Source organism: Candidatus Acidiferrales bacterium (assembly GCA_035515795.1).
GTDB lineage: Bacteria > Bacteroidota > Ignavibacteria > Kryptoniales > JAKASW01 > JAKASW01.
Map to the genome: position 1 here is coordinate 168,164 of DATJAY010000003.1, position 26,290 is coordinate 194,453.

Annotated in this window: 26 protein-coding genes; 5 read left to right on the forward strand and 21 right to left on the reverse strand. The window is 44.8% G+C overall.

The window, feature by feature from the left end:
* Positions 1–172 precede the first annotated feature (172 nt).
* Positions 173–697, reverse strand: a complete 525-nt coding sequence (locus VLX91_01945) for a DinB family protein (GenBank protein HUI28950.1) — start codon at positions 695–697, stop codon at positions 173–175.
* A 130-nt stretch (positions 698–827) separates the two neighbouring features.
* Between VLX91_01945 and VLX91_01950 the strand changes: the two genes are divergently transcribed.
* Positions 828–1,481, forward strand: a complete 654-nt coding sequence (locus VLX91_01950) for a DNA/RNA non-specific endonuclease (protein ID HUI28951.1) — start codon at positions 828–830, stop codon at positions 1,479–1,481.
* A gap of 238 nt (positions 1,482–1,719) precedes the next feature.
* On the opposite strand, the gene VLX91_01955 is transcribed toward VLX91_01950, so the two are convergent.
* Positions 1,720–2,397 carry a hypothetical protein gene (locus VLX91_01955; GenBank protein HUI28952.1) on the reverse strand — a complete coding sequence of 226 codons (678 nt, stop codon included), beginning with the start codon at positions 2,395–2,397 and terminating at the stop codon, positions 1,720–1,722.
* A 152-nt stretch (positions 2,398–2,549) separates the two neighbouring features.
* On the opposite strand from VLX91_01955, the gene VLX91_01960 reads away from it, so the two are divergent.
* Positions 2,550–3,608 (forward strand): hypothetical protein, encoded by a 1,059-nt coding sequence (locus VLX91_01960; protein ID HUI28953.1) that lies wholly within the window; start codon positions 2,550–2,552, stop codon positions 3,606–3,608.
* A gap of 753 nt (positions 3,609–4,361) precedes the next feature.
* Here VLX91_01960 and VLX91_01965 read toward each other — a convergent pair.
* Genes VLX91_01965 through VLX91_01985 form a run of 5 tightly spaced genes read right to left on the reverse strand, consistent with a single transcriptional unit; the run spans position 4,362 to position 7,964 of the window.
* A complete protein-coding gene (locus tag VLX91_01965) occupies positions 4,362–4,991 on the reverse strand; it encodes a nitroreductase family protein (protein ID HUI28954.1) in 630 nt (209 codons plus the stop codon).
* Between the two features lie 43 nt (positions 4,992–5,034).
* Entirely contained in the window at positions 5,035–5,631 is a 597-nt protein-coding gene (locus VLX91_01970; GenBank protein HUI28955.1) for a 7-cyano-7-deazaguanine synthase, read from the reverse strand.
* Positions 5,628–6,851 carry a PfkB family carbohydrate kinase gene (locus VLX91_01975; protein ID HUI28956.1) on the reverse strand — a complete coding sequence of 408 codons (1,224 nt, stop codon included), beginning with the start codon at positions 6,849–6,851 and terminating at the stop codon, positions 5,628–5,630. The genes VLX91_01970 and VLX91_01975 overlap by 4 nt, the downstream gene beginning before the upstream one ends.
* Position 6,852: 1 nt before the next feature.
* Positions 6,853–7,191, reverse strand: a complete 339-nt coding sequence (locus VLX91_01980) for a hypothetical protein (GenBank protein ID HUI28957.1) — start codon at positions 7,189–7,191, stop codon at positions 6,853–6,855.
* A 35-nt stretch (positions 7,192–7,226) separates the two neighbouring features.
* Positions 7,227–7,964 (reverse strand): hypothetical protein, encoded by a 738-nt coding sequence (locus VLX91_01985; protein HUI28958.1) that lies wholly within the window; start codon positions 7,962–7,964, stop codon positions 7,227–7,229.
* Between the two features lie 429 nt (positions 7,965–8,393).
* Here VLX91_01985 and VLX91_01990 point away from each other — a divergent pair, with 429 nt between their 5' ends.
* On the forward strand, positions 8,394–10,277 hold the full coding sequence (locus VLX91_01990; protein ID HUI28959.1) for an ATP-dependent helicase: 1,884 nt from the start codon (positions 8,394–8,396) through the stop codon (positions 10,275–10,277).
* Between the two features lie 14 nt (positions 10,278–10,291).
* Here the strand turns inward: VLX91_01990 and VLX91_01995 are convergent, their stop codons facing one another.
* From VLX91_01995 to VLX91_02015, 5 genes are all read right to left on the reverse strand, one after another.
* Entirely contained in the window at positions 10,292–12,595 is a 2,304-nt protein-coding gene (locus VLX91_01995) for a hypothetical protein (GenBank protein ID HUI28960.1), read from the reverse strand.
* On the reverse strand, positions 12,592–13,677 hold the full coding sequence (locus VLX91_02000; GenBank protein ID HUI28961.1) for a site-specific DNA-methyltransferase: 1,086 nt from the start codon (positions 13,675–13,677) through the stop codon (positions 12,592–12,594). Before VLX91_02000 ends, VLX91_01995 begins: the two co-directional genes overlap by 4 nt.
* Positions 13,678–13,744: 67 nt before the next feature.
* On the reverse strand, positions 13,745–15,493 hold the full coding sequence (locus VLX91_02005; GenBank protein HUI28962.1) for a recombinase family protein: 1,749 nt from the start codon (positions 15,491–15,493) through the stop codon (positions 13,745–13,747).
* A gap of 107 nt (positions 15,494–15,600) precedes the next feature.
* The gene (locus tag VLX91_02010) at positions 15,601–15,864 is read right to left on the reverse strand and encodes a hypothetical protein (GenBank protein HUI28963.1); all 264 of its coding nucleotides are present in this window, start codon (positions 15,862–15,864) and stop codon (positions 15,601–15,603) included.
* A gap of 574 nt (positions 15,865–16,438) precedes the next feature.
* Positions 16,439–16,708, reverse strand: a complete 270-nt coding sequence (locus VLX91_02015; GenBank protein ID HUI28964.1) for a hypothetical protein — start codon at positions 16,706–16,708, stop codon at positions 16,439–16,441.
* Positions 16,709–17,222: 514 nt separating this feature from the next.
* On the opposite strand from VLX91_02015, the gene VLX91_02020 reads away from it, so the two are divergent.
* Together VLX91_02020 and VLX91_02025 are read left to right on the forward strand one after the other, a co-directional pair.
* Positions 17,223–17,975, forward strand: coding sequence for a glycerophosphodiester phosphodiesterase family protein (locus tag VLX91_02020; GenBank protein HUI28965.1), 753 nt, complete (start codon positions 17,223–17,225; stop codon positions 17,973–17,975).
* A gap of 206 nt (positions 17,976–18,181) precedes the next feature.
* Positions 18,182–18,832, forward strand: a complete 651-nt coding sequence (locus VLX91_02025) for a hypothetical protein (GenBank protein ID HUI28966.1) — start codon at positions 18,182–18,184, stop codon at positions 18,830–18,832.
* A gap of 256 nt (positions 18,833–19,088) precedes the next feature.
* Here VLX91_02025 and VLX91_02030 read toward each other — a convergent pair whose 3' ends face one another.
* From VLX91_02030 to VLX91_02070, 9 genes are all read right to left on the reverse strand, one after another.
* Entirely contained in the window at positions 19,089–19,901 is an 813-nt protein-coding gene (locus VLX91_02030; protein ID HUI28967.1) for a hypothetical protein, read from the reverse strand.
* Between the two features lie 230 nt (positions 19,902–20,131).
* Positions 20,132–20,683: a hypothetical protein gene (locus VLX91_02035; GenBank protein ID HUI28968.1), complete on the reverse strand. Its 552-nt coding sequence runs from the start codon at positions 20,681–20,683 to the stop codon at positions 20,132–20,134.
* Positions 20,680–21,507, reverse strand: coding sequence for a protein kinase (locus tag VLX91_02040; protein ID HUI28969.1), 828 nt, complete (start codon positions 21,505–21,507; stop codon positions 20,680–20,682). Before VLX91_02040 ends, VLX91_02035 begins: the two co-directional genes overlap by 4 nt.
* 408 nt (positions 21,508–21,915) lie before the next feature.
* Positions 21,916–22,962 carry a radical SAM protein gene (locus VLX91_02045; GenBank protein ID HUI28970.1) on the reverse strand — a complete coding sequence of 349 codons (1,047 nt, stop codon included), beginning with the start codon at positions 22,960–22,962 and terminating at the stop codon, positions 21,916–21,918.
* A gap of 388 nt (positions 22,963–23,350) precedes the next feature.
* On the reverse strand, positions 23,351–24,361 hold the full coding sequence (locus VLX91_02050) for a DUF932 domain-containing protein (protein ID HUI28971.1): 1,011 nt from the start codon (positions 24,359–24,361) through the stop codon (positions 23,351–23,353).
* 69 nt (positions 24,362–24,430) lie between these two features.
* A complete protein-coding gene (locus VLX91_02055; protein HUI28972.1) occupies positions 24,431–24,652 on the reverse strand; it encodes a DUF3276 family protein in 222 nt (73 codons plus the stop codon).
* Positions 24,653–24,706: 54 nt separating this feature from the next.
* Positions 24,707–24,940, reverse strand: a complete 234-nt coding sequence (locus tag VLX91_02060; GenBank protein HUI28973.1) for a SymE family type I addiction module toxin — start codon at positions 24,938–24,940, stop codon at positions 24,707–24,709.
* A 4-nt stretch (positions 24,941–24,944) separates the two neighbouring features.
* Positions 24,945–25,754, reverse strand: a complete 810-nt coding sequence (locus VLX91_02065; GenBank protein HUI28974.1) for a PD-(D/E)XK nuclease family protein — start codon at positions 25,752–25,754, stop codon at positions 24,945–24,947.
* Positions 25,738–26,175 carry a hypothetical protein gene (locus VLX91_02070; protein ID HUI28975.1) on the reverse strand — a complete coding sequence of 146 codons (438 nt, stop codon included), beginning with the start codon at positions 26,173–26,175 and terminating at the stop codon, positions 25,738–25,740. The genes VLX91_02065 and VLX91_02070 overlap by 17 nt, the downstream gene beginning before the upstream one ends.
* Between the last annotated feature and the right edge of the window lie 115 nt (positions 26,176–26,290).

Sequence of the window (26,290 nt, forward strand, 5' to 3'; positions counted from 1 at the left end):
AAAGCGGCCGTCAGCGATTCGGACAGAGAAATGCGCTTTTTATGATCCGATTCCCTCAGCTGATGCCAAGACACACTGACATTTCTTAAATCCTCTTCGGAGTCTAGTCAAATGGTTGATTGTTAGCTCTGCATGCCCGGATTACTTGTCATTACAGAGTTTCGGTGGCAACTTATTTCTCTAGGCATATGAGTTTCACCAGTTCGGTTATCCTGGCCAGATGATGGTCATCATGCTCGGCAACAAACAAGAACAAGTCCATCGTTCTCATCGGGGTTTTCAATCTCGGATGGAGGGCGGAGCTGAATATTTGCTTCTCATCGAGCATTTCAAGCAAAGTAACAGTCACTTTCCTTATCTGCCTGAAGCGGCTAAGTAGTTCTTCAGTTGGGACTGCATCATGGTTAGCCGTACTTGTTTTGGTGTTCTGTAAATCAGTGGGCCTTAATTCGGTTTTGCCGCTTATGATATCGTCGAGACGGCCTTGCCAGAGCGGCTCGAGGTCAGTCAAATGACCGGCATTTTCCTTTATGGTCCATTTACCATCTATCCTTACTGTCAATATATCGGGAGATACTGATCTGAACTTTTCCTCAAGGCGGGCAGGCGTTCCTGCGAGTCGTTCGATAATTGAGGGAAAAATATTTTGATTAGCTGTAAAATTAAACTCTCGTCTAAACCATTTTACTTGTCCCATTTTATGCTCTGCGCCTATTCTTTATTTGGAATTCGAATGTATGTTCGAATCAATCTAAAGTCAAGCCTCGGCAGGTCACGAGCAGATACAATGGGCAGAAAATCATTATATTATGGAAAAGGAGGCATCCATGAGCTCGTTCCGGAATTCCCTTTTAGCTTCATTCTTCTTGCTGGCGATGACCTGCCAATCACAAACAGTCACGATCAAACATACCTACTACACCACCACATTTGACACGACTCTGCGTGTGCCGACGGTAGTAAAATGGTGGCTAACGAAGAAAATGGTTAGCTGTTCAAAGCATGTGAAACGGACAAACAAGTTCACATCCGATCCGGACTTGAAGAAATACACAAATCTCAATAAAGACTACGCCGGATCAGGCTACGACCGCGGGCACAACATGAGCGCTGAAGACAATGCCTGCAGCAAAGCCGGCATGACGGAGTGCTTTTATTACAGCAACATGTGCCCACAGACTCCCAAGCTCAATCGTGGAGTATGGAAGAGCCTTGAGACATACTGTCGCAAGCTCGCGAAGCAAAACGACAGCCTGCTGATCTGGTGCGGGTCTGTGTGCACTTCAGGTGTGACAATCGGCAAAGATAAGGTCGCTGTACCAGGTTACTGTTGGAAGATTATATATATCAAGAAGACAGGTGAAACATTTGCATATTCCTTTAAGAATGATGTATCGGAGCCGATGCCCATTTCAAATTATGAGGTCAGCGTGGATTCGGTACAGCATTTAAGCGGGATAAATTTTGCTGTAAAGAGATGAAGTCCGATGTCTGTTTCAAACGGAATGAGCTTAACAAGAACGTCATACCCTGTCGGAAAGCAACCGGCCAGAAAAGCGGCCAGCTTTTTATTTTTGGTAATGGAAGCCTCCATCAAGTGAATTTCAAAATCCTAGTTCCCAGCAAGCATCGAGCGTAATTGGAACCAGATCAAGCCTAATTCAGATCTGGAGAGCAAAAAAGATATTTAAGCGCTCATCCACTCATCCGGGACCTTAATTAGTGAGATCCGATGAGCTTGAAAAGAAATTCCGTTTGAATTGCAGTTAAGGGAACTCCGAGCAATCCCCCAGCGATAACCTGAGCCACGGTGTGTACTTTTAGTTTGACCCTAGCCCACGGCACAATGATTACCAGCGGAAAAGCAAAAAGAGATTTCCAGCCGAACACGATAAAGAGCAGCGTCAAAGGCCCCGTTATACCCATCGCGTGGGCGCTTATTTTCCATCGCTCATTTATCGCGGTAACCACTAGGGTATTCGTTGCGTAACAAAACATCAGGACAGAGACGGGAAGAGGGGCATTGATGAAGAGAAGAATTAGGAATCCAATAAAATAGATCAAAATGCAGATCAAATAAGGAATGGTTCTTTGCTGACGGTTGGGGACATGAATGTGAGTTATAATTGCGCTGTATCTTAAGAACAATATGAAGAGAAAAGGCAAGATGGACCCGAACAATACAGAGACAAGGGCTACGATGTCTCTGTCTACAGTTTGGGTCAGAAGATAAGAAAGCAAAAGAAAAGTAACGAGAGCACACTGTGTAGGTGCGAAAATATAAGAGATTAATTTTGCAGATTTCTCTTCCATCCTGGTAGTCAGATCAAGCAGTGACTTCAGTTTTGTATGTTTTCTTGCTGTCCACAGCATATCAAACGAGACCATGGTTAGCACATGGAACTCTTTGTCTAATAGTACTGTTCATTGAATCATGGTTCCTAAAAATTCTCCTCGGTGACTGCATTCGACTTTAGCTTGGCGAGAAGGCAGTGTAGTACACCTTGGGTTTCTTGTTGGCCTTTAAATATAATCTAAGGAGGAGGTAAATGTCGAAGATTTTAGTTGTTGTCATCACCTTTCTGGTGAGCATTCAGGCTTCAAGTCAGTGCTTGCAGCCCAATCTTAGTATGGGAACGTTATACAAGACAACGGGAGTCCCAGATTTGGACGTAAGGATTAACCAGGAAGGTACTCTTATTTACAATGTATTTGGCGTCGATCCCAACATGTTTCTGTTCGATGACCAGGGGTCTCCAAATGCTTTTGCCGCTCCCCAAGTGATCACTCTCGTAGGATACACAGGGACAGTTTATTTCGGTTTGGGATTAATAAGAGATCAACTATGGAATATGAATGAAGGAGGCGTTGCTGTTGCCGGAATAATGGCCCACGAGTTTGCCCATATCCTGCAGTTCAAGAATGGATGCCAGTTAATGGGTGAAGCTAGAGAGCTTGACGCCGATTTCATGGCCGGATATTACTTAGGCCGAAAAAATTATATAATCCCGACAAATATCGTAGGCTTTGCAAACAGTCTATTTTCTATGGGGGAATACTTCTTTTGGAGCCCGGCACACCATGGGACTCCAACGGAAAGAGTCAACGCCATGGTCACGGGTTTTCGACATTCCAGTCAGCCTCTTGCCGAAGCATATTCGTATGGCATTACTTACATCAGTACTACAAATGCTGACGTACTTCCTACAGGTGATGGTTCAACTGATGACGAAGTATCAAGCTCAAACACTACGGCAGATAACAATGATGATGAATCAGCAGACCAGCAAGTGGAGGTGGATTATCATAACTCGCATGTCCACTGGAACAGAACCCAAGACAATCCAACTGTGGAGGTTGAAAGGACATACAAGAACACCGGAGACCAGCCTGTGACCTGCACTGTTAATCTGCAATGTGGCACGGTACCCACTGATGCTGCTGACGATGATTATAGCAATTATGTTCTATCCGATGAAAGGAATTTTACATTCGAACTGGAACCTGGCTCCGAACACACCGTAAGTGCAACTCTTACTTGGGAGCGGCCGGACATGACGGTGATGCCTAAAATTCGAACAACCATTCACGCGGCTTATGTGCATTGAATGCTTTCGTGGAGAAATGTGAATTGATCCAGGCAATTCGACTTTCTGGCTTGGCCTGCCTGCGACACGCGCGAGGTCGTAGTCTTGGCGCGTCCCGCGAAGTTCAGATGAAGAGTTTCCAAAGAACTTTCCAAATGGATCCCGACTACATACAATAGCATGGCTGGACAGAGTTCAAGAGAGACCTCGTGGAAATAAAATCGGAAGCTGGGGAAATGAGAAGGGATCAAGCCAAGAGCGGCAGAAAAAAAGAGTAACGTTCACAGAGAGGGAAAGCTCAAACGGCTGCCTCACCCATTTAGGTGAAGCAGCCGTCTTGTATATGGCGTCGAGAGTGTTGCTTATGAAATTACCATTTTGGGATTTTTCTCCAGCAGCTTCTCAGTTGGGAAAGGTTTTGGCAGAAACTCTTTTATCCCGGCATCGATTATTTCAGCCATAGCTTCGGTCTCATTATAATTACTCCGACTAAGTGATAAATCCATTATAACGTGACCGCAAGGATATTTAAGGTCTGGGTTCTTTGAGAGGGGTTAGACCTTTTCTATTTGTTCATCAGTCCCCTATGAAGGATAATAATTAGTTATCCTCTATTAATTTGACAAATCTAGCAGTCTGCTGCAGAAAGTTAAAATGAGGCAGGAATTATCTTCTCTTTCTTTATAGACTTCTTTCTGCCTTTATTGTAATGATAATGACCACTTTCATCATTCAAGTCGATTTGAAGAAAAGGCTTAGCAACCAGTAAAGAATCTAGGTTCGCTTGCCCACCAAACATCCCCCGACCCCCGTTACTAAACCGCCGGAAGCGAGAGCCCCTGAAAGGTAAGGTTCACCCGTGATTCCTATGCCACAGCAATTCAAACTCAAAGCTTCAGCCATCATTCCAAATGTTGCTAATAACGCACCGGAGTCACGCCAAACCAAACTCTCACCGTTTTTATAATGAGTCAGCGTTTTACCAAATTGAGCAGCAAATAAAATGATTGTAGCCTCTTGCAATTCAATCATATTGCCAATCTTTTCAATCAGTTTTTCTGCAGGATGTGGGTTGGGGAAATGAATAAGATTCAGGGAGTGTGCAATTGGATCATAAAGCTCGAAAGTTCTTTGATTATTTCCATGGTCATAGATCAATACGTCAATCGGGTGCCTACCGCCAGCTGATGGCGTAGGTCTATGTTGCCACATATATCCATTTTGCAGAGTCAGAGTAGATCTAGTCTTTAAAGTATACCAAAGAAGAGCCGACAAATCCTCAATTGGAATTCGTCTAAATTCTCTTCTTGTTCTTCTAGATTCAGCGACTGCAAAAAATGAAACCGAGTTTTTGGTGTCCGGTTTAATGAGATAACAAGTTCTTTCAATATTGTAGTGAAACACTTTGAACCTCGTGTCCGATGCTTTGACGGAAGGGCTCTTCAGTTTAATAAATCTCATACCCCAGTTTCTTCATGACGAATTGATGTTTGAAGCAGCCACGACAATTTCCACAGGCATAATCAGATACATGACAGGAATGTGTCCAAGCTAAGACGTCAAAGGTAATCTTGGACTTTTGTACAAGCTCTACTGAATCTAGAGCAATTGCGGGAGACTCAATTTTTATTTTCCCCTCTTGCATTTTCATTAGTTGATTGACTCTTCGGAAGAATTGTCTTCTCCCATCTACATGGACTCCATCCCTCTTAACTGATCCGATCATTAGAAGATTAATGTTAAGGGCGATGGCTCGCATGCCAGCAAGAGTTATTAATAACTGGTTTCGGTAGGGCCACCATTCTGGAACTGGAGCAACTCGGTTGGGTGATCGACCAGCCATGTCTCCTGAACCTAACGTATGGCAATCGACCTGTATGATCTCATGTTTGATTTTCAGAATTCGAGCGATTTTGGTAGCTGCCCGAATTTCGCCCTGTGCCGGTAATTGCCCATAGTCCACTGTGATTGCCACGTCAGGATGTTTCCAGAAGGCCAGACTCGTTGAATCGATTCCTCCAGAAAGAAGTACTCCTGTTCTCATGACTCGACGGCGAACCAGAAGGTTTTATAAATACCTGTGACAAAATCGTCCGTAATCAGGCACTTTGTTCCTTGGGGCATTTTCAGGTTTTCTTCTTTCTCATTCTGAACAAATATCACTACCGGAATACCCTTTGCTCTTGCATAGCCTATCTCGAACATTGTGCCAGCATCGAGCCCTTCAGCGATAGTAAAAACGATATCGCTTTTGTTTATTGCTTTGATATCTAAAGGAACTACGTCAACGGCTGCGCCGATACCAACATCGTGAAAAGGAGAGAAAACTTGGAATCCGAGACTTTCCAAATAGATTCTAGCTTCGTTCATCAACCAACGTTGAGCCATTGTGAAAAATGGTCCGGCAAGATAGACTTTCTTCCCAAGTGTTTGTTTACCCAATTTTTTCTTCCCAATGTTTAAAGGTTCAAAACGAAAGTTCGAACTGAAATTAGAGGGAATAGGTAAACTTTGTGAATTACAATAAATTGCGGTTGCCTGGGAAGCTAGGTAACTGGCTTTTACTGGGTTAATTTCTTTCTCTGTCCAGTAATGAGCAAAGACCGCTGCAAAAACGTCTCCTGAACCAATAGGCCAGACAAAGTCAGTTTTAAATGGTGGGATCGAGCTTACGACTCCCCTTTTTGTGAAGACCATGGCTCCAAATGGGCCTCGCTTGATGATAACCACTTCTGCGTTTTGCTTTGATATGAGTGTTCGGGCAATCTTCACCGCATCAGTCTCACCTGTTAGCTTGGAGCCTTCATGCAAATTTGCAACAATTGCAAGGTGTTTTGCTGTCGAACCATTCCCTCTGAATTCTTTCGGCGATTGTATTGACTGCGGGTCATAGACCACCCTTTCTCCGTTCACGATCGCTTCCTGTTCCATGAAACCAAAACGGAGAATGTTTTTTGCTTCAATTCTATGAGGTTCGAGTTTGTCTGTTGGGCCAATACCTCGATCTATTTCGGGCTCAGAAAGTCCGTGCCGATAGCTGAAGGAGACAGTTCTTAGAATCCCTTTACTAAGGACATCAAAGCCGAAGGTGTTCGCGGTAACTTCAAGAGAACGTTTGTCCTGCTTCGAAATATATGTATGAAGCACAATCTCTTTGGACAATCTAGAGAGAGCGGCAGCCGCACGTAGCCCAGAACCGTATAGTTGGGACCACTGAGGTTCAGAGCAATATTCCAAATAGGTTCCGCCCGCAATCTCTAGCATTTTAGCTCTTCGGCCTGATTTGTATCCTGCAGGCCCCTCCAGAAACTTTTTGTACTACCGCCACATACTCAAATCCATCATTAATACAATCTATGATTTTAGAGAGTAGGCTTGACGTGATTGAGCCAGCTGCTTCAGCACCACGCATGGCGTAAAGCGCCACCGCTTTTCCGGTTTTTTGAAGATGCAGTTCCAAAACATCACCCACACGTAATTTCTCAACAACTTTTGGATTTGGAGAATTTAGGACAGTTTCTTCAATTAGACTAGCACAATTAGTTTCTCCACCCCTCGATGACGGGGGACCGCTGGGTTGTCCTGACATGTTTTTCCCTTTCAATCTTTAGTAGAAGAGATGATAAACAATATAGAAAACTAAAACACCACATGACTGATTAATCGCATTTGAGACCATATGATAGTGTCTAGGATAGATGCCCTCACACCAATGGAACGAGCAAAATTCAAGAACCTATCCTCCATTGCAAAATAGTCTTTTGGTATCAGCTGGGAAGGCCGAAAAAGGCCGATATGAATACCTGCTCTATGAATATGAATATCCAGAATTGCAACTTCATCGCTCGCGCACCAATTTCTAGTTATCCATGATGCGGTCTTTGGACCAATGCCCCTAAATTTCATTAGCCAACTTCTTAAGTTTTTCGACTTATTTTTCGGTGGAGGTTCTTTGTCGATGGCATGCAGAAATTCATAAAGGTACTTACTCTTCTGTCTTTGAAAGCGGTAATGAAGCCGATGTCCGCGAATCTGGAATGGGCTCCCGAGGGCTTCGAGGATCTGTTCTTGAGATGGTGGATCGCCGATCAAATATCCAAGATTGCGAATTCTAGAAAACGCAGCCAAGCCTATTTCTGCTGGTATGCCATACCCACCGAGTAGGCATGCTGCTACTTCTTCTTTGAAAGTTCCTCCGATTCTAAACCTTCTTTCTGAGAATCCGTCTTCATAGAGCCATGCTTGACCTACCCAGTAGGCCGGTGTGAAGACTTCATCAAATCTACCCCACCTTACTCCATCCATAACGAGTTCGCTTGGATTAGGAATTTGCTTATACTTAATGCGGTTTCCTACTAGCTTAGCTATGGTCTGCATCAACGGATAACTCCATCATATAGATGAGCCGAAACCTTAGTTGATTTAGTATTCTTGGAACTCGTAATAATCCCTGAATTGAGTCATTATTTTAATTCTTGCACAACTCAGCAACCCATTATCATATGCCCAACGCAAAGAATCTGTTCCCTCGATAAAGCCGGTATAAGACGACTCAAGAACGGGAAATCTTAAATTTCTTGATTTCATGACTAAGTTATGTTTAGCTTTTCAAATAAACAACATTAGCAACTGCACTGACATAGTTCCTTAGGTTCGAATCCGATTTTACAGCTATTAAAATTACCCACCTTACGAAGTCGAGGTTTTTTTGTTTTATGATAGTGGCACTGCTATCTTTGATCGCTATAGGAAGCCGAAGGAACATGCTGATGCGTCGATCTTCACATGCATATATCAACCCTATAAATGGCCATCGTATTAACTGACGAACAGAAAGCGGTTGTCACTTCTTTTGGTGCCCCACTTCGAGTATTAGCAGGTCCAGGAACCGGTAAGACACTTTGCCTGGTGGAACGGGTAAGATTTCTTATCACTCAAAAGAAAATCTCACACGAACACATTTTCGTCGTTACTTTTACTAAAAGAGCGGCCGGTGAACTTCGCAATCGGCTTCTGAAAAGCGGCATCAAGAAGGAAAAATTACCCTATGTTAGTACGCTTCATGGACTCGCAATGCGAATCCTTAAGAAGCATCAAAGCAAAGCTGGTCTACCTGCTAACTTCCAACCTATCACTAATGTATTCGCTAGGATTCTACTTAAGGATACTGTCCAAGCACTTTCTGCAGCGGGAATTCAATTATCACAAGATGAGGTGAGAGAGTTTAACCACGCACATCATCAGAACAAGGCTCGAGCAGGTATCCCATCTCATATATCTTCGAATTTAAAAAAGAAAAAGGCCCTAACATCATTCTCCAAGATCTTTCATGAACAATTGAGATTCTATGACGCACTGGAGTGGAGCGATGTCATAGAATCCGCGATCGCATTAATCGAATGTGATAAAGGAGTCCGTGAAGAGGTTCATGACCAAATCAGATATTTGCTCGTAGATGAATATCAAGACCTCAGTCCACTCGAGCAAGATCTTATTGAACAGCTTATAGATGAAAAGTCGGGACTTTGCGTTGTTGGAGATGATGATCAAAGCATCTACGAATCATTCCGCTTCGCTGCCCCTCGAGGAATAATTAATTTTGAAAAAAATCATCGAGGAACAGTCTCAAAATTCATCACTCTTTGCCGCCGTTGCCCTCCAGAAATCATAAAAGCCGCACTAAGACTCATTCAGAATAATAGAGAACGGCAAGATAAGAACCTAAAAGCCTTTGACAAAGATAGAAAAGGCATCATAGTTCCCCTTTCTCACCGCAGTAAGAAGGGAGAGATCGCATGGCTCGTTTCTAAAATGAAAGAATTACTCGAAAAGAAGAAGTTTCAGCCGAGAGATATTATGATATTGTTCACCGACGGAGACATCGCAAAAGATTACATCATAGAACTTGAAAAAGAAAAAATTCCTTTAGACATACAGCTCAAGGTATCACATATTTTTGAATCCGAGGAATTTGTCGGGTTCTTTTCAATGCTAAAACTACTATCGAATCTCAACGATAACCTAAATGCTCGACAAGCCATGGATTTCTGGAGGGGCATAGGTCCCGAGACCGTTAGGCACTTAAGAAGTCTAGTCACAACCTCAAAGGGCAGTTTATGGACAGCCGTTAATAAAGTGGCTGATCATCAAGATGCGTTCAAAGAAATCAGACAAAGGAAAGTAGTATTGGCGTTTCGCGAATTCATTCTTGAGCTACAAAAGATTGATAAACCTGTTCAGATCATCAAACGCATAAAAAAACAATTTCCAGCTGCCGTAGATGACCATGGAGTTGAAAAACTAATTGAACACGTCAAGGGATTTTCCCGTGCGGAAGAGATATTGAACTTGAAAGAGATTATTGAAGACTTTGAGCAGAAGATTGATTCGGGAGAATTGGAATCCAATGAAGAAACAAATAAGACTAGGATTATGACAATGCACTCAGCGAAGGGATGTGAAAGCCCCATCGTCATTATGCCTGCTCTGGAGGATGATATAATTCCGGGAAATGCACAGAACGTAGAAGAGAAACGCCGGTTGTTTTATGTATCTGTGACAAGAACGAAGTATGCGTTATTTCTGAGTTGGGCAAGCCAGAGATCTGGACAAGAAATTCACAAGGTTGAAGGGAGAAAATTAATAGGCAAAATCAAGAGTCGCTTCTTGGTGGAAATGGGCAACAAGTAGACCCCGATGTCATATTAGTCACCCTCTGCTGCTTGTGGTGCGCTTTGAATTTCGCGTGCGGCTACCATTGAAGCCATGGTAGCTAGCCTGCACCTTTCCTGGCGCTCCCGCGTCTCCTCAACTTCTAGATCTTCCGTGGGCTGAGATCTTTGGGCTTCCGTAGCAGTTTGTTGTTGATCTTGGTGTAAAAGTAAGGAATGAACTGCAAGCCATATTTCGTACCTTCCAGTAAAGGAACTGGCAAGTGCTGTATCCCGTCGCTCAAACACAGCTACCCGGTCGGCATATTTGGGGAAAACTTTGGAATAGTAAATTACTAAAGTGCCATTATCCATTTCCGCAGATGAAGCAACACTGTTAATGTTGTCAGGCCAGCCAAGCTCTGCCCACAGTTGATCGTCCGGGCCGCCTACTGGTTCGACCCTAAATGGGGGTAATGTTATATAACGCTCTGTTGTGCGAGCTGGCGGGGCTTCTACGATCTTGAATGTGCGCTGATCAACCAGCATTTTATGCCCGGGACGTGACAGCTCCACTCGGATCGTCCCCTGTGACCCGACTGCAGCATCATTCTTTGCCTCGAATATTGCCCTCATTCTTCCACCTGAAAGTGGGGTCGACCCTCGGAATACTAACCCTTCAGATGGGGCAATCACGTTGATGCGCGAAGCAGATGGATTGCTGGGATTGTGATAATCACTATTAGCATCCGTTTCAATCCTTATGTAGCGCCTTTGTTGGGGGTAAAAACCTATCTCCTCATTTTCATCCCATACTATCTTGATATATGTGGGGGGTTCGTGAAGCTCAATAGGCTGAGGGTGTCTGGGACCTCGTCTACCTCCACCGGTTGTGTGTCCGTTACGCTCGCCTTGGCCAGATGATGCCTCTGCCGCACCTACTCCTACATTGACCCCCTGAAGACGCAGAAGACGAGCAACTTCTGTACGCATCTGCTGAACAGCAGTTTCGTCCCTTTCTCGCATTCCTTGTTCACGCGCTTCATTGTTGAGTCTTGCGAGATCATCGTCAGATCGAAGTGCTTTAACTATTTCTTTATATATCAAATCATAGACAATCCCGCGCCTGGCATCTTCTCGGTTGGATACAAATAGTGAACGCTTCGCGTCTGGAGTGAGAAAATTACAATCGACATGACAAATCAAACGTTGCGATAAATAAGGTAACTCAGCATCTTTACGAACAATCAGCTGCGACATTTCAGCATGGTTTTGGCCGTTAATAGTGAGAACGATCGGTTTTGCCGGATTAACAAACGCAGCTATAGGCTTCTTGTTGGCGACGGTGGGACGTTCTAGAACCCAATATTCGATCCCGATCCTGCCGTAGTCAGCGATGTTCGTATAAAACTGCCTGACGCTATGTGACAGTGATGGTCCGCGTTGTTCTGCATCTCCTTCATCGACAGCCCCATTGAGAGCATTTCTGGAACCTTTGATGACACGACGATATCCGTGTATTTCATGGTCGTCGAGCCACACAGGCAAAACCGGATCAAACATTGTTTGATTTAGTAGCCCGTAGATGCTATTCGGCCCAAGAGGAGAAGGATAGTTTGTAAGATCATATCCAAAATGCTTCACCAATGTTCCTGTTGGAAACTCAGCTATGCTTTTTTGAACAGTCAAAACATTGCCGTCATAGGTGAGATAAACATAACGCCCGGTCTTGAACAGATCTGCGGGAAGATCTTGGTAACAGGCTATCGTAAAACCGACAAGAGTGCCTTGTTCGCGTCGAGAGGCAAAGAAAACATATTTGCTTGTTGCCAACGTGCTTGATCCACCTTGTCCATATGCCCCAGCCAGGTAATGTTTTTGTACTTTATTACTTTCGTTCAAACTCAGTATCGTTCGTGGCATTTCATCGGGTAACAATCCAGTTCCCTCATCTCTAACCTCCACGATTCTAGAAGCTCTATCTTCTGCTGATTTAAGCTTGATACTCACGCGACGAGCAACCGCACGCCTTTGAGCTGGCGTCATCTCACTCAGACCGCCAGATGGTATATTGAGCCAGGCTGTTGCTGCTTCTTTAGGGGTTCTGCAAACTGGCGTGCCATGATGCTTTTCAAATTCATCCTCAAGAACAGCATCAATGCCATTCGTCAATCTTTCTACAAGCGAACGGCCAGGATCTGCTGATGCTTCAATGGTCCCTCGATTATTATCGCGATTCCCAAATGGAGTCCATTGTACACGTGCCCCGTTCACTTCTTCGAAACGCGCTACGGCACGTGCAACATCCTCAACGGAATTTGCCGTGTTCACAGCGTCAAATAGTTCAGCTGGTGTCATTTTTTCTTCTTAGAAGATTTTGCGAAACGCCCTCGTGATCCCTTTATATAGTCGCTATTAGCTTCGATGGAAATCCATCGCCGCCTAAGTCTTTCAGAAGCTGCGCCGGTGGTATTGCTACCAGCAAATGGGTCTAAAACGATATTCCTAGGTGCCGTTAGAAACTTAATGAAGAATTCCGGCAACCCAATTGGCATTCTCGCGGGATGTGGTTCAATTTGTTTCTTTCTACAAAACTTGAGGTAATCGTCACTTGAAGCAGTATTTGAAAGAGTGATCACATTTGAAGGGATCGCTCCGTTATTATCGCGCAGGAATGATTTTTCTCCAATGTGATGCTCGGACGGTCTCTTCCCGTGATTATATTTTTTGGTTTTTAAAAGTCGCCGCATTGAATCGCTGTATTGAACAAGAATCTTCCTATTGTCGGCCTTCGGACGTTCCGAAGGAGACATCCACCACACAAACGTAAATGCGTCCTTTACCCGAATGCGATCGATATTGACCCATTGCGCAGGGCTCGGCAAGCGAGCAGGGTTGTAAACAACAAATTGTTGGCACAGGTTGAACCTACCAGCATCCAGAAACGCAAGTAGCGCACGTAGAGCAAGTGGGGACATTACTGGTTTCCCCGGCTCCCAAGCATTGCCAAGCTCTAATACTATCGAGCCATCCTTTTTTAAAAGCTTTCGGAAAACTTGAGCAAAGCCTGCAAGCCAACGAATGTATGCCTCACCCTGCAAGTTACCATACTTCTTCTTTCGATTTAGAGGGAACGGTGGAGAGGTAAAAATCATCTGCACTTTCCCGATATGGCTTTTGAGTTTAGCTGACGAGAGAACTGTAGCAGCGTCACCGCGGTACATCCTACCCCTGGTAGTCTCATAAACAACTTCAAATGAGTTCTTGGAACGATGTCCTCGGTTAAGAGACTTTGCTGGTTTTCTCCCTGTGTAATGCATCAGATTTTCATCAAAGGGTAGCGTCGACGCCAGGTTTGCCGCATTCCCAATCTTTGAGGATTCCACCTCATGATGATTATCCCGCTGACTCATCTTATTTTCAATGTACGGAAGAAACACCCAGAAATTCAAATAACTACATGTGCTGTCTTACTCAATGTCCCCCGCTAATGGACGGAAGAAATGTTCATGCAGCTATCCTCAACTCATCTCTGGCAGAATTGTCGCTTGCGACCATTTTACCTCTCTTCAGTTTTGGGATCGGAATCCTAAACTCAAACGGTATGGTAGGAACCATCGGAAAATTTTCATGTCGTGTTGTGTTCGATCCGTCCTTATCGTCTGAGCATAACGTGATATTAGCGGTGTTCAATACGGGTAAACGCCCAAGAACATGTAGCACATTTTGCGATACGGTTATTTTTCCTACTATGCGCTTTACTATAGCTTCCTTTACAGCAAAATTTAGATTATGAAGCTTAGATGTAACCGCTTGTGCAAACGACCTAATCTCATTCTCCGAGGGCAATTTGAAGGATTCTAATTTGTTCACTTCTACTTCAGCTTTTACAAGGCGGTCGTTCAATATGGACATTTTTTTCTTCAATGGGCCCACATGTTCAGATAATTTATCAAGTGACAAAATCCCCGCACCGTAGGCTTTGGTATACCGTTCCTCTTCGTCCTTTATTTTAATAATCTCGCTTTTTACGCTCTCCATATCTGTCTTGAGCTTCTTTGAATTGTTCCCCCACCCTTGGATCCAACGATTGAGATGTTCCAAAAGAAGTTCTGGAGAACTCATCAATTCAGCCAATTTTTTCCAGACAATATCGTCAGCTTCCCGAGCGTTAATTCCGTTTTCGAAGCAAGTAGTCGCAAGGGGAAAAGAACGCGCTCTTTGGGTGCAACGATAGTACAAGTAGGTCCCTTGTCGCAATCCTTCTCCAGCAAGCTTATAACCACAGGAACACCAAAGTTTTCCAGCAAGAAGATATTCATTCTTCCTGTTTCTTTTTGCAAGATCGAAATTCTTCCTCAATCGCTCCTGAGTCCGCTGGAACAGGTTTTTATTAATGATTGATGGAACGGTGATCTTTATCCATTCATTTCTGGGTCTCCTGCGTCTCGCGCTTTTCCTTGTTTTTCGATATTTGTCCTGCTTCAAAGGGTGTTCTGGTACTGCGGCAAATGATTTCAAATAGTGAGACTCGCCTATATAAGCTTCGTTCCTCAAAAGAATACTTAGTGTGCTCGACTTCCAAATCCCGCGATGGCTTCTTCTCGGTTTAATGTCCTCATCCTTGAGGCGTTTGATTACTTTTCTGATGGTTAACCCATCATCGGCGACCCATGAAAAAATATTTCTCACAATCTTCGCCTCATCTTCATTGATTTCGTAATAACCATGTACTTTCTCGTGGCGGGGTATGTATCTATAACCGTAGGGTGCATCGCTTCCGAGAACATGTCCTTCCTTAGCAACTCTTAGTTTGCCAAGACGAAATCTTTCAGTAATCTTGGCTCTTTCGTATTCGGCAAACAGCCCCTTTACCCCCTGTAGGATTTTTTCTTCACCGTTTTTGGGAGTTGGCGTTGTTACGAAAAGAACTTCGATACCGGTATCCCGCAGTTCATCCATAACCAGCTCTTGGTACGAATAACGACGCGCCAAACGATCCGGATCATATGCCAAGACCGCTTCCCATAGTTTGTCTCTTGCATCTTGCCGGAGTTGATCCAATTGAGGACGTACAAGAATATCGCCACTCCAGCCTTCATCAATGTATTCTTTTACGATAGTGAAGCCGTTACTCTTCGCAAATTCTCTGACTGCACAGAGTTGTGTCTCAATTGTTTTCTCCTCCTCCTGACGAGCAGTAGATACCCTTGCATACACTGCAATTAGTTTTATTTCCCTTTTGATTTCCTCCATGGTAGTAAGTTGTTCCTACGCCTTCCAAAAAGTTCCGAGTTTGCTTATCAGATATTCGCCCTTTCCCTAGCTCATATCCCTTAAGTGCTCTACTTCTTAGGCATCGTTCAAACGTCCTCGGATGGACTCTCAGATATTCGGCCACCTCCTTTCTGGTCATGAATTCCAGATATACCATCATACTCCATGCTGCCCAAAGTTGTCAACGCCAGTTTCGGCCTGTTGTATCCCTTAAAGGGAAAGTCGTTTTCTTTCAAAGTTTCTTCGAAGAGGAGATCAAATGCTTTGTTTACCTCAAATTTTTGTTTGTCGTCTTCTTCGGTTATTGCCTCGTAAACTACTGTGAGTGATCGAGCTTTTAGCTTGTTCATTATAGGAAGATCAAGATTTCTTGATCTCCTTTAAGTTTTTGCAAAAGGGAAGGGAATAGTAACGTAGGTGAAATTGCCGGTAGGTTATTCTTTGCCCATCATTCCTTGGGGATGGGTGCGACAATTGGTACCCATTGGAGTATAATGTGACGATTCCTCCGAGAAGATCTATGCCGAAATCCATCAAGGCAGTCAAACAACCTTACATTTGATAAGATAGGCTCGAATTTTTTTGTTATGGGACAAAAAACTCAGTATTGCTGTGACAAAACCGTTCCAGCTTATTCAAAAAGCGCTGACCACCCTATCATCTGAAAATGGAGAGTTAGAATCTCCAGAAAACGAGATGAATACTACTCAATCTGCACTTTCGTCCCTTCAATTTCTCGTATGGTGCACCCTACTCTAGCGGACGATATTCGAACTTTTTTCAGGGACAAGTTATGGGAAAGAGGACTGTCCAGCATTACCATGTGATCATGGTACGAAAGAGATTTGCATAGTGTAAGGTGGGTGAAAATGACGGGAGGGGCAATTAATTATCGCGCCCGGTCCATCAGTCGATTGCCTGTTTTTAAATCTTGGCAGCCTCGCTTTCGGTAGGAGGTTGGCGCTTTTTATTCCATTTTTCGCGCCACTCCGCTACCCACGGCAGCAATTTCAGATAGATTTGCTGTGTGGCGTTGCACAAGCCAAGCACACCCCGAATATTGCCGAACTTTTTCCGTATCGGATCATCCCAACAATAAAGAGGACCCGGATAGTTCAAGAGTTCGTTGCCGGTTAGAATCAAGATAGGATTGATAGGGCGCTCAGCCTTCCAGCATTGGGAATCAACCACCATGTCCAATTTCGCCAATATTATAAAACAAAAAATCCCTACCTGTAAGTAGGGTAACTTGCTCAGTCCGTCGAGTGATGCTTTTGTAAAGCCCACCATTGTCCATCAGCTTCGAGTATCTCCTCCCGGAGGACTTGCCTCAAAAAGGGTGGACAAATCAGGAAGCTCCTGATATGCTGCTGAAATGGGGAATGAGAACTTATCCTCTGTGGTTGAGACTCGTACTACTTATTTTTTGTATGTCGCACACCATGGATTTGTAAAGGATGAGGAGTTGCATGGAAGGTTTGACATTGCATGATCATATTGAAAGAAATGAAAAGTATCCAAGTTTTTATTTTTCGTCATCCTGTTATATATTCTCAGCAATAGAATATGCGAGAGACAAGATTGGTCAGTGTTCCGTGATTAATCCCCTAGTTGGCAACCATGGGGCAGTTTTTGGAATAAGGCCATTGTTCTGTTCTGCTTTTCACACCCCCGCAACATCGTTAGCAAAAATCCACCGTAGTTAACAATGCATCGGAAATCTCTTTTCTCATCAGAAGGTCTAGACTCTTGGCTTATCCAAAAGCCGATAGCCCATCGCGGTCTTCACTCAGGGATAGATGCCCCAGAGAATTCAATTGTTGCCTTTCAACGTGCGGTGGAAGAGAACTACCCGATAGAACTTGATGTCCAATTGTCGCTCGACAACCAACTTTTCGTTTTTCATGATGAACAGTTGAAAAGGATGACGGGACTACAAGGCATTATACAGGAGCACGATAGCTCCACGCTTAGAACTGCGACTCTCCTTGGAACCACGTACCACATTCCAACTTTCGATGAGGTTCTCAAACTGATTAATGGCAAGGTGCCTCTGCTGGTCGAAATAAAGAACGCGGCAAATAACCGAACCCTAGACGAACTCACACTAAAATGTCTTTCTGAATATTCGGGACAGTTTGCGATCCAATCCTTCAATCCGTTTTCTGTCACATGGTTTAGGAAAAATGCGCCCGCGATTATAAGAGGTATGCTCGTGAGTGATTTTAAGACAGCACCACTCAGTTATTTTGAAAAGGCTGCTTTGAGAAATCTGCTGTTCTTCAAGATGTGTCAGCCAGCGTTTTTATCTTTGGACGTTTCGATTCTGAACCGTCTCCCAGCCATTCTGGCACGGCGAATCGGCATTCCGATCATTGCATGGACGGTAAGGTCACGAGCAGATGAAGAAAAGGCAAAAAGCGGCGCTGACAATTTCATTTTTGAGGATATGACGCCGTGAATCCGGCTCGTTTCATTCCCCTACTCCAAGAATTTCTTAAATCTCTAGTTTTACAAATTGCCCTCGTTTTTATTCTCTTCTTACTGCGGTTACTGGGAGTTGATGTATATACGAAACTTCAGTGGCTGGTCCGTCTTCTCGTACTTTTCTTCAGACGCCTGACCGGGAGAAAAACATTCCTGATCTACACCGATTGTAGCGATCACATGAGAACAACCAGAACCCTAGCTCGCCGACTTGACGGCGCACTCAGGAATCAACGATATAAGTCCATTGTGCTTCGCAACCCCGAAGCAATCTTAACTTATCCACTCTGGCCTTTTGCCGTTTCCGCCGTCATCCTTATTATCACTGATGTCTCCCCGCTAAGCTCGAATGAAAGAAAAAGAAAAATTATCCAAAAAAGATTAGTCAGGTTTTCACAAAATGGTGGAAGTTTGATTCTCACTCATGACGCGATTTATAGGAGGTCGAAGAATGATATTCTTCAAGGTATCCTTGGATGCATTCTATCTCGCTTTGTCTTCCAGACAGAAACATACTATGTAAAGAATTCTGGTAGTGTCAAGCACAGGGTGTCGAGAGACACAAACCTCCTGAAAGCATTACCAGACGAATTTCCGCTTTCGGATGGCGAGGTTCTCGTTGGAAACTGGGCGAATGGAGTAGAGTTCATTTACGTGAGTAAGGAGGATCCAAACATCCCCCTTCTCACAAGGAGAGAAAACGGAAAGGGTGTGGTATATTGGCTCAATAGCGGTGATTCAACCGAGATAGGCCCGCCCGAGTCTATCTCAATGCCCGACGACCACTTGGTCAAGATTTTAGGTACTCTTATCACCAGCGCGGTCAAATAATATGACTGCGCGGCATGATACAGCCTTGCCATGCTCTCGACTTCCTGCACTGTTTACTATGAAGATGTTGAGTTTGAGAGATTTGGGTAGGCGCTAGCGGACGGTATTCGAAACTTTTTCTGGGACAAGATTTCGGATAAGTGATTCCGTCTTCCCAGCTTGTGATCACTGTACAGAACAGGATTTCAAAAGGGAAGGTGGAATAAAATGCTTATGCAGGCAACTTTGCCTTGGTTCAAACTCTATCAGCTCAGGTTTATCTATGAAGCAGTAACTTCTTGTTAGGTATCTCTAAATCGGGGTCCAAGAGAAATAGAAAGCTTAGGTTTATTACTGATTCAGAGATTTTATGATCTATTGCAGGCACGAGTGGGTGGGCAGAAAGTATTCTATACGTGTTCACTATATCGAGCAGTGATTTGTGGCGATCAGGAACAATCTTCTTTAAGCCGGAAAACTTTTTGTCCTTATATTCATTTTTATCAAAAAGCTTAATTAACGCACCAAGAGTCTGATTTCTGAAGCACTGGTTATAAAGCTTCCTGTTTTTTTTCTTGACCAATTCATGAAGCCTCGCTTCTATGGCAGAAGCTGCCATGACTGTGCTAGCAGTGAAGCACCCCTCGGAGTTGCATGTTATAGCCTCGCCCAATCTTTCACATTCAAGGCACGTCATCTTTCGAAGCTGGCGGTTAATCTCTTCTTCTCTAGAAGATACCTCACTAATTAATTCGTCAAGATTCTCTTTGAACTTCTCTTTTGTAGAGTTAAGCAAGGGGTTTCCGAGGTTAGTAACACATTCTTCTAGATAATTCATATTCACGTTGTCAGTAGTAAAATACTTAGCTATGGTCACAAACGCTTTTAAGTAATCTACCCATCCAGTTTGATACTGAGTTAATAAATAACAGTCTTCACCAACTTTATCTCCGTGGCCCGTGAAAGCACACCATTTCTTATACTCTCTCCTCATCGAAAATAGGAACGATTCTGTAAAAGGACGTGAAGGATGGACATTTGTCCCTTTCAAGTAGTGAAGTAGCCCAGACTTATCAGCGATTATCTCCATTGCTTTTATATTAGCAATCTTTCGCCACTTACGCATCACCAATGTCAGTGCACTGAGTCATAATGAATGATGTTAGAACTTTTTTCAGGGACAAGTTGAAGAAGGGTGTATCCTCTACTCCAAGTATGTGATTATTATAGAGAACCGGTTACGCAATGTAAGGTGGGTGAAATTTACTCTTCCGTGAGCAGATAAGTCTAATATGGACGCCCCACGTCGGTCGTTTTGTGTTACCCTTTTAGGTCAGAGGCATAATACCTCCGTATCAAGTCAACCTGTTCTCCCGTCAGATGCAAATTGAATCCACGTTTCAGAGTGACAAGCTCTATCGCTTCCTGTGGAGAGTGACGGATACCCAGGCGACCCACCGCGCAAGCAGCAACAATACCTGATCGTTGTGTCCCTCCTGCACAATGGACAAGTGTACGCGATTCAGAGATCGCTCTGGAGACTATCTCGCAGAGTGAATCAATTGTGGGAACCGCCAACATGGGAGACCAGGAAAATTTGATCCCTTTCGTCTTGTAAAGATCGACAAGAGAAAAGTCATAGTATTTGGTTATCTCGCCTTCCGTCAACAAACAAATGATGTTTTCAACTCCACGTTTCTTGAGCGCTTCTACATATTCATTGACGACTTTCTTCCCAGTGACTACCTGTGGATGAGGGTCAGGTAAGTGACCCGGGCGCGAACCAATCGCCAATTTCCTTCCTACAATCCATATTAGATCAGGCTGCGGTGAGGGATGCACCGCCCTCCTATTGTCCAGCGATCCTTTCACACTGCCTCCATATCTTTTATCAAAATATCCACCGACTGATATCGTTCACCGGGGGTCCATTTAAGCGCCCGGTCGAGCACTTTGCCAAGACGCTTGTTTTTCAAACTGAAAAGTACCGGACTCTGCCGACTCGCCCTCTCTCCGGAGGCAAAATACGACCTTAAGCCGTCGGCCGTTGTCGCTATCGGGTCCAGCGGATATTTCCCAAGCAAAACAAAGCAAAACAAGCTACCGAGTGAATAAACATTCGCCGCTGTGGTCAGCTTTGCACCGACATTAAACTCTTCGGGTGCCATGGTTCTCCAAAATCCATGATGATGTGGGTTTTCCAACGAACCGTCCGGACCAAGCGGTCCTATTATGTTACCGAAATCGATCCATTTAGTCTCCATTGAGGAACTGTAAAAAACATGGTGGTCATAGAAATCTCGGTAAAGATATCCCGCTTTGTTCAGCGCTGCTATAGTATTCGCCATTGAAGAGCAAATCCTCAAACTATCAGTGGCTGAAAGCTTCTTTTTCCCCCTTGCGTTCGCTGCCAGAGATGGCCAAGTCAACTTCTCTAATACAAGGCACATATGACCATCCCAATCCAACACATCAAGAAGTTCAACCGCTCCTTTTGATTGCAATTTCTCAAGCGCGAAGGCTTCTTTTGTCAAAACGGGATCGTTGCTCGGTGCAATCTTAAGGACAACTTCACGCCTTAGCTTCGAATCACTTGCATACAGTATGTTGGTCTTATCTGGTAACGGTTTGAGCTTGCTAAACCTATTAGGGTCAACCATCATGTTAAAGTACCATAGCTTTTTATTTCGTGACAAATAGGAGCTGGATCAAATGGCCATTGAGGCTCGTCCTGCAAACCACACTTGCTATCTGGTATTCAAGCAAGTACACGTACACATGCAAGGACAGGTGCATGTGCAAGTACAAGTGCAGTTGCATTGGCAAGCATGGACGTACTCCTCGTTTACAAGCCCTTGTTTCTCAGCGAGAACTATGCATGCAGGTGTGTCCTGTAAAATAAAAGGTCGTACGTCAAACATGCTTGATAATGATTCGGTCGTTTTGGTCACCATCACTAAAGCAGACATTGTTAGTCACTCCTAAGTTCTAAAATTCTGCGGCGAGTTTGATCTCGTAACCGCGGTCTCTTGTATGTGCCGTTCCTCTCTCAACATTAGTGACGCTACTCCAATTTGATGTATGATACAATCGTTTTTCCTTTTCTACTTCAAAGGAATTGCACAGCCGTTTGTTTTCTCAAGTAACGCAAGTCTCGTGTCATCACCAATATCTTCAATTAGTGGGCAAACACCTGAACAAAGAGGTCGGTTTACGCAATCGAGGCATACTCCACGAAATTTCCGTTTCTCAACAAGTTGTGGAGATGTCTCCCAAATTTCGCGAAACGACGACGTTCGAACGTTGCCAACTTCCTTCCGATAGAGAATGCAGTGGAACACCTCCCCTAGCGGAGATATGGCCAGACTAACTGTTCCTGCTCCGCATCCCATCATGTCGGCTGGACCAGTGTGAGCATCGCATCTTTCGCTCTTGTGTTTGTCCAGCGCTATTCCCTCTGGTGCATCAATATTAATTCTCGTGCCAAAGAGCTGCTTTACTTTATTGTATGCTACACGCAAGAACTCCGAATCCTCGCCTGACAAGCTAGATCCAGACTGAGAGGCGCGTCCAGTGACACAGACGGGATTCAATCGGATTTCAGTTGCGCCTTCTCGGAGACTCATTGCTACAATATCCTCAACTTGATGCAAATTTCGACGCGAAATAGTCGGGCTCACTCCTACAACAGGAACTCCAGCCTCCCTAAAATAGTGAAGGGCCTGGACTGCCCGATCAAACGACCCCGGGACACCTCTTATGTCATCATGCACGTCAGCTGTCGCACCGTCGATACTGACCCTCGCAATTGTGACACCAGCCTTTGCTGTCTCCTTGGCTATTTTCGGAGTGACGAACCAACCGTTAGTAGTCAACATAGTCTCTACGCCGACACGGTGACAGTACTCTAGTAATTCCAAGAAATCGGGACGCATGAAAGGTTCGCCACCGAGAAAAAAGATATAAAAGATCCCATTTGAGCCAAGGTCATTAATCACTCGGTGGCACTCTTGCGTTGTCAGTTCGTCTGGGTCCGCCTTGCCAGAAGAAGAGTAACAATACTCACATCTGAGATTGCATCTATATGTTATATCCCACCATACGAAGAGCGGAGCAGAAAGACGTCTAACCTGTCGCTCCATCATGCCCATCTCCGCAAATTAGAATTCTTTCATCCCTCATTTTCGCAAGGAATGTCTTTAGGATTTCGAATGTAGCCTTACGCTCAACTTCGTGTTTCTTGCTCAGGACATTTAAGATGTCTTTCTCAGTGGCCGGTTCTCGGCAGAACTCCAGCACTTCAATCGCGAACGGCGCCAATTTCAACACTGAAAAATTCTGCTTGCAAAACAGTAGCCCACCAAACGATTCTCTTCTTAACATAAAGAGTTGACTATTAAATACATATTCTTCACTCATGAACTGGCCCTCAATCGCGATAAACTACAAATCAAGGCGGATAGATTCAAGTCTTCCGTACCCTACGTGCCGTGGAATCAAAAAGGAAGTAGATAGACTACTTCCTTTGACGCTGTGCCATCATCGGGAAATCCCGATTGGCACGGCATGTTTCTGTTCCAGCAAGTTGAGGGCAATCCTGAAAGCCTTCTTCTTTATCCTCTCACCTGAACCGAACCACATCGATTTCAATCGCTGAGTTTCGTCTCCTTTTGTATTCCGATAGTGATCGACATGTTCCGTCACTGCGTTGTAGAGTCCCCAGAGAGTGCCATTTGCCATCTCCGCTCCTTGTCCTGATTCTGCAAGCTCCACGATATCGTAACGAACCTTCGCAATCCAAGAGTTGTCCTGGGATTCAGGCCTATTCGGGAAAATCGTTTCGATGTAATCTGTCAGGGTCTTCCCGTTCACCATGGTCTCACTCATGCGATTGAATATCGCATCAAGCTGTGCGTAAAGCTTGTTCGTGAGGCCAAGGATTTCGTGAGCTTCTTTGAGTTTTTCTTTCGCGTTCAAGGTGTGCCGAATATGGACTTCTTGTTCCACACCACCCAGCGCCAACGATAGCGTGTTCTCACAAACGACTCTGATAGGCGTGAGCTTCACCCTTACCGTGCTGCTCCCGTCATGGGAATTCACGAGAAGGAGGTACTTCTCCACGATGTCATTTCCGTTGACTCGGATGTAGTCAGGCAGCTTCGCGAGAATCCAGATGCGTTCACCTTTGCCGAGGGCACCTGCCGTGTGGTAGATCGCTTCGCCTTCACCAACCAGAGCATCGAATGTCGTGAAGGCATCCCTGTTCTGGATTGGTTCGTAGCGGGAACCGACCACTCCCAAGACTTCCTTTGTATCGGTTCTCACCGTAGCGAAGTGACTATCTACAGAAAGGAAATGACTCTCAAGTGAAAGGCCATTCGTTGATGCTAATAGTGGAAACTTGTTGACGGTGAAATCGAGTCCAGCCCTTTGGATCGCCTCTTCTGCTGTGGCAGGTCCATCAAGTCTGGTTCCCAAGCTATGCCAGGGCGGTTCTCCCACATACATCATGGAAGGCCCACCATTCGTGACGTTAATATTATGTGGCATGATTAATTCTCCTTTTTTATTGGTGATTAAAGAAATGTCCGTCCATGAAACCGTGGGCGGACATGTTGGTTATTGCTGCTCAGGAATAGTAGCAGATGCTTCCGCAACTGCATCCCTGAGCTTGCCGATTGCCTCTCCGAAGATTCTTATAGTCTTCCTTTGAGAGTTACCGGCTTGGCTTTCGGTAATCGCGAGGTACTTGTTCCCGTTCTTCGCTTCCTTCACGTCCACGAAGTACGTGTTCTTTCCCGCCTTGATCACTGTGGAATAGAGGCCATTCTCATTTGCCATGGCTTTTCTCCTTTGGTTTTTGGTGAATGGATTGAATCTTGCAGGGGAAGCTTATTATCGCTTCTCGCCACCTGATTCTCTTGGATTCGTATCCGCATCAGCGTAATTGTCGTCCGGCTCGGACAACTTCTGAACCATTATCCTGCCGTCAGCGATTTCGACTTCGACAACATCCCCTATATTGAACCCAAATCGCTCAAGATACTTACCGGCTATCCTTATGACAGGATGAGGCTTGGCGGCTTTGTCTTCGTAGTGTCCGTACTGGACCTTCCGAAGTTTTCTCAATCCCTTATTCTCCATAGGCCTCAACCTCTTTCGCTTTTTCGGCCTTGACCCTGGTTCCTCGCGTTAACGGACAGACATCCCCGTATTCGCAGTCCTTGCACCAGTATCCCGGCCTCGGATGGAACGTGCCGACTTTGATCGCTTTCAGCACTTCCTTCACGAGGAAGAAGAAAGCTTCGTAGTTGGCGCTGCTCCGCTCAGTTTCGGTCGAAACGATCTTCGGCTTTTTGTTCTTTACGAAGTTTACGATCCTAAAACCCTTGGCAGGTTTATGGAAGAGCTGCTGGAAGGCATAGCCGTAGGCGGTAAGCTGGAGGTGTTTATCGACATCGCTCTGGCTGATGGTCGTAGCCGAAGTCTTGTACTCGACTATCGTGTCGTCAGCCTCGATGATGTCGAAGAACCCTTCTAGGGTGATCCCAAGGTTTTCCTTTGTCCTTGGATTCACGAGAGGCACGGTGAAAGGGACTTCGGTTCCCTTGACCTTCTTCCGGGGTTCTTCGAGGAAAAGCTGGAGCATCTGTTTTGCTAAGATGATGAGTCCTAGCTCCCGCTCATTGTCCTTGTACCGTATCTCCATGTCGGTCTTTTGGCTGTACCAGTCAGCATCGAAGATCCTCAAGACCATGTCCGGTGATGCCTTTTTCCCTTCCATTTCCTGTTTGTGTATCCAAGAAATAGTGGAGTGGAGGGCACCTCCGAATGCCAATGCAGACGGCCTGAATGGCTTGAAGCGCTTCTCGACATATTGGTATCTATACTTGAGACCGCAGAGAAGAAATAGGTTGATTTGACTGCTAGAAAGGTGATCCATCGTCGCCTCCTTCTCCAGATACGTTCGCGGATTCTCCGGCATTTTCCTTCTTGAGAAGTTCCTCGATCATCCGGCTCGCATCGAGCTTCGTGACATCTTTCAGGGTTTTGACCTTGAAGAGTCTCTTCAGCTCATCATGAGCTTCATCTCCTATCTTTTCGCGCATGGCCATGATGCGGAAGAGATACTTCTTCTGCGGTTCCGTCATCATCTCTTCGGTCGTCATTTTCCCGTTACCGTTCTGAGGTTTCGTTCCGTTTCCACCTGAAGGGATCGGCGGCTTTGATGCGGGGAGACTGGCTGCGGGTTGTGACTTTGCGGGATCTTCTCCTTCCGACAGTACACTCTCCACAATCCTGAGTTGGAAGAGGGGTTCTCCTTTCGGGGTCTGTACCTCGATGAGCTTAGTCATCTTTTTCATATCAGTTTCTCCTTTTGTTAATGATTCTGATATGCATCGTACCGTCATGGCTCAGTGTCCATAAGGCGGGCAATTTTGTTCTTTCCGTCACTTGTGCCCTCCTTATGTGAGGGAT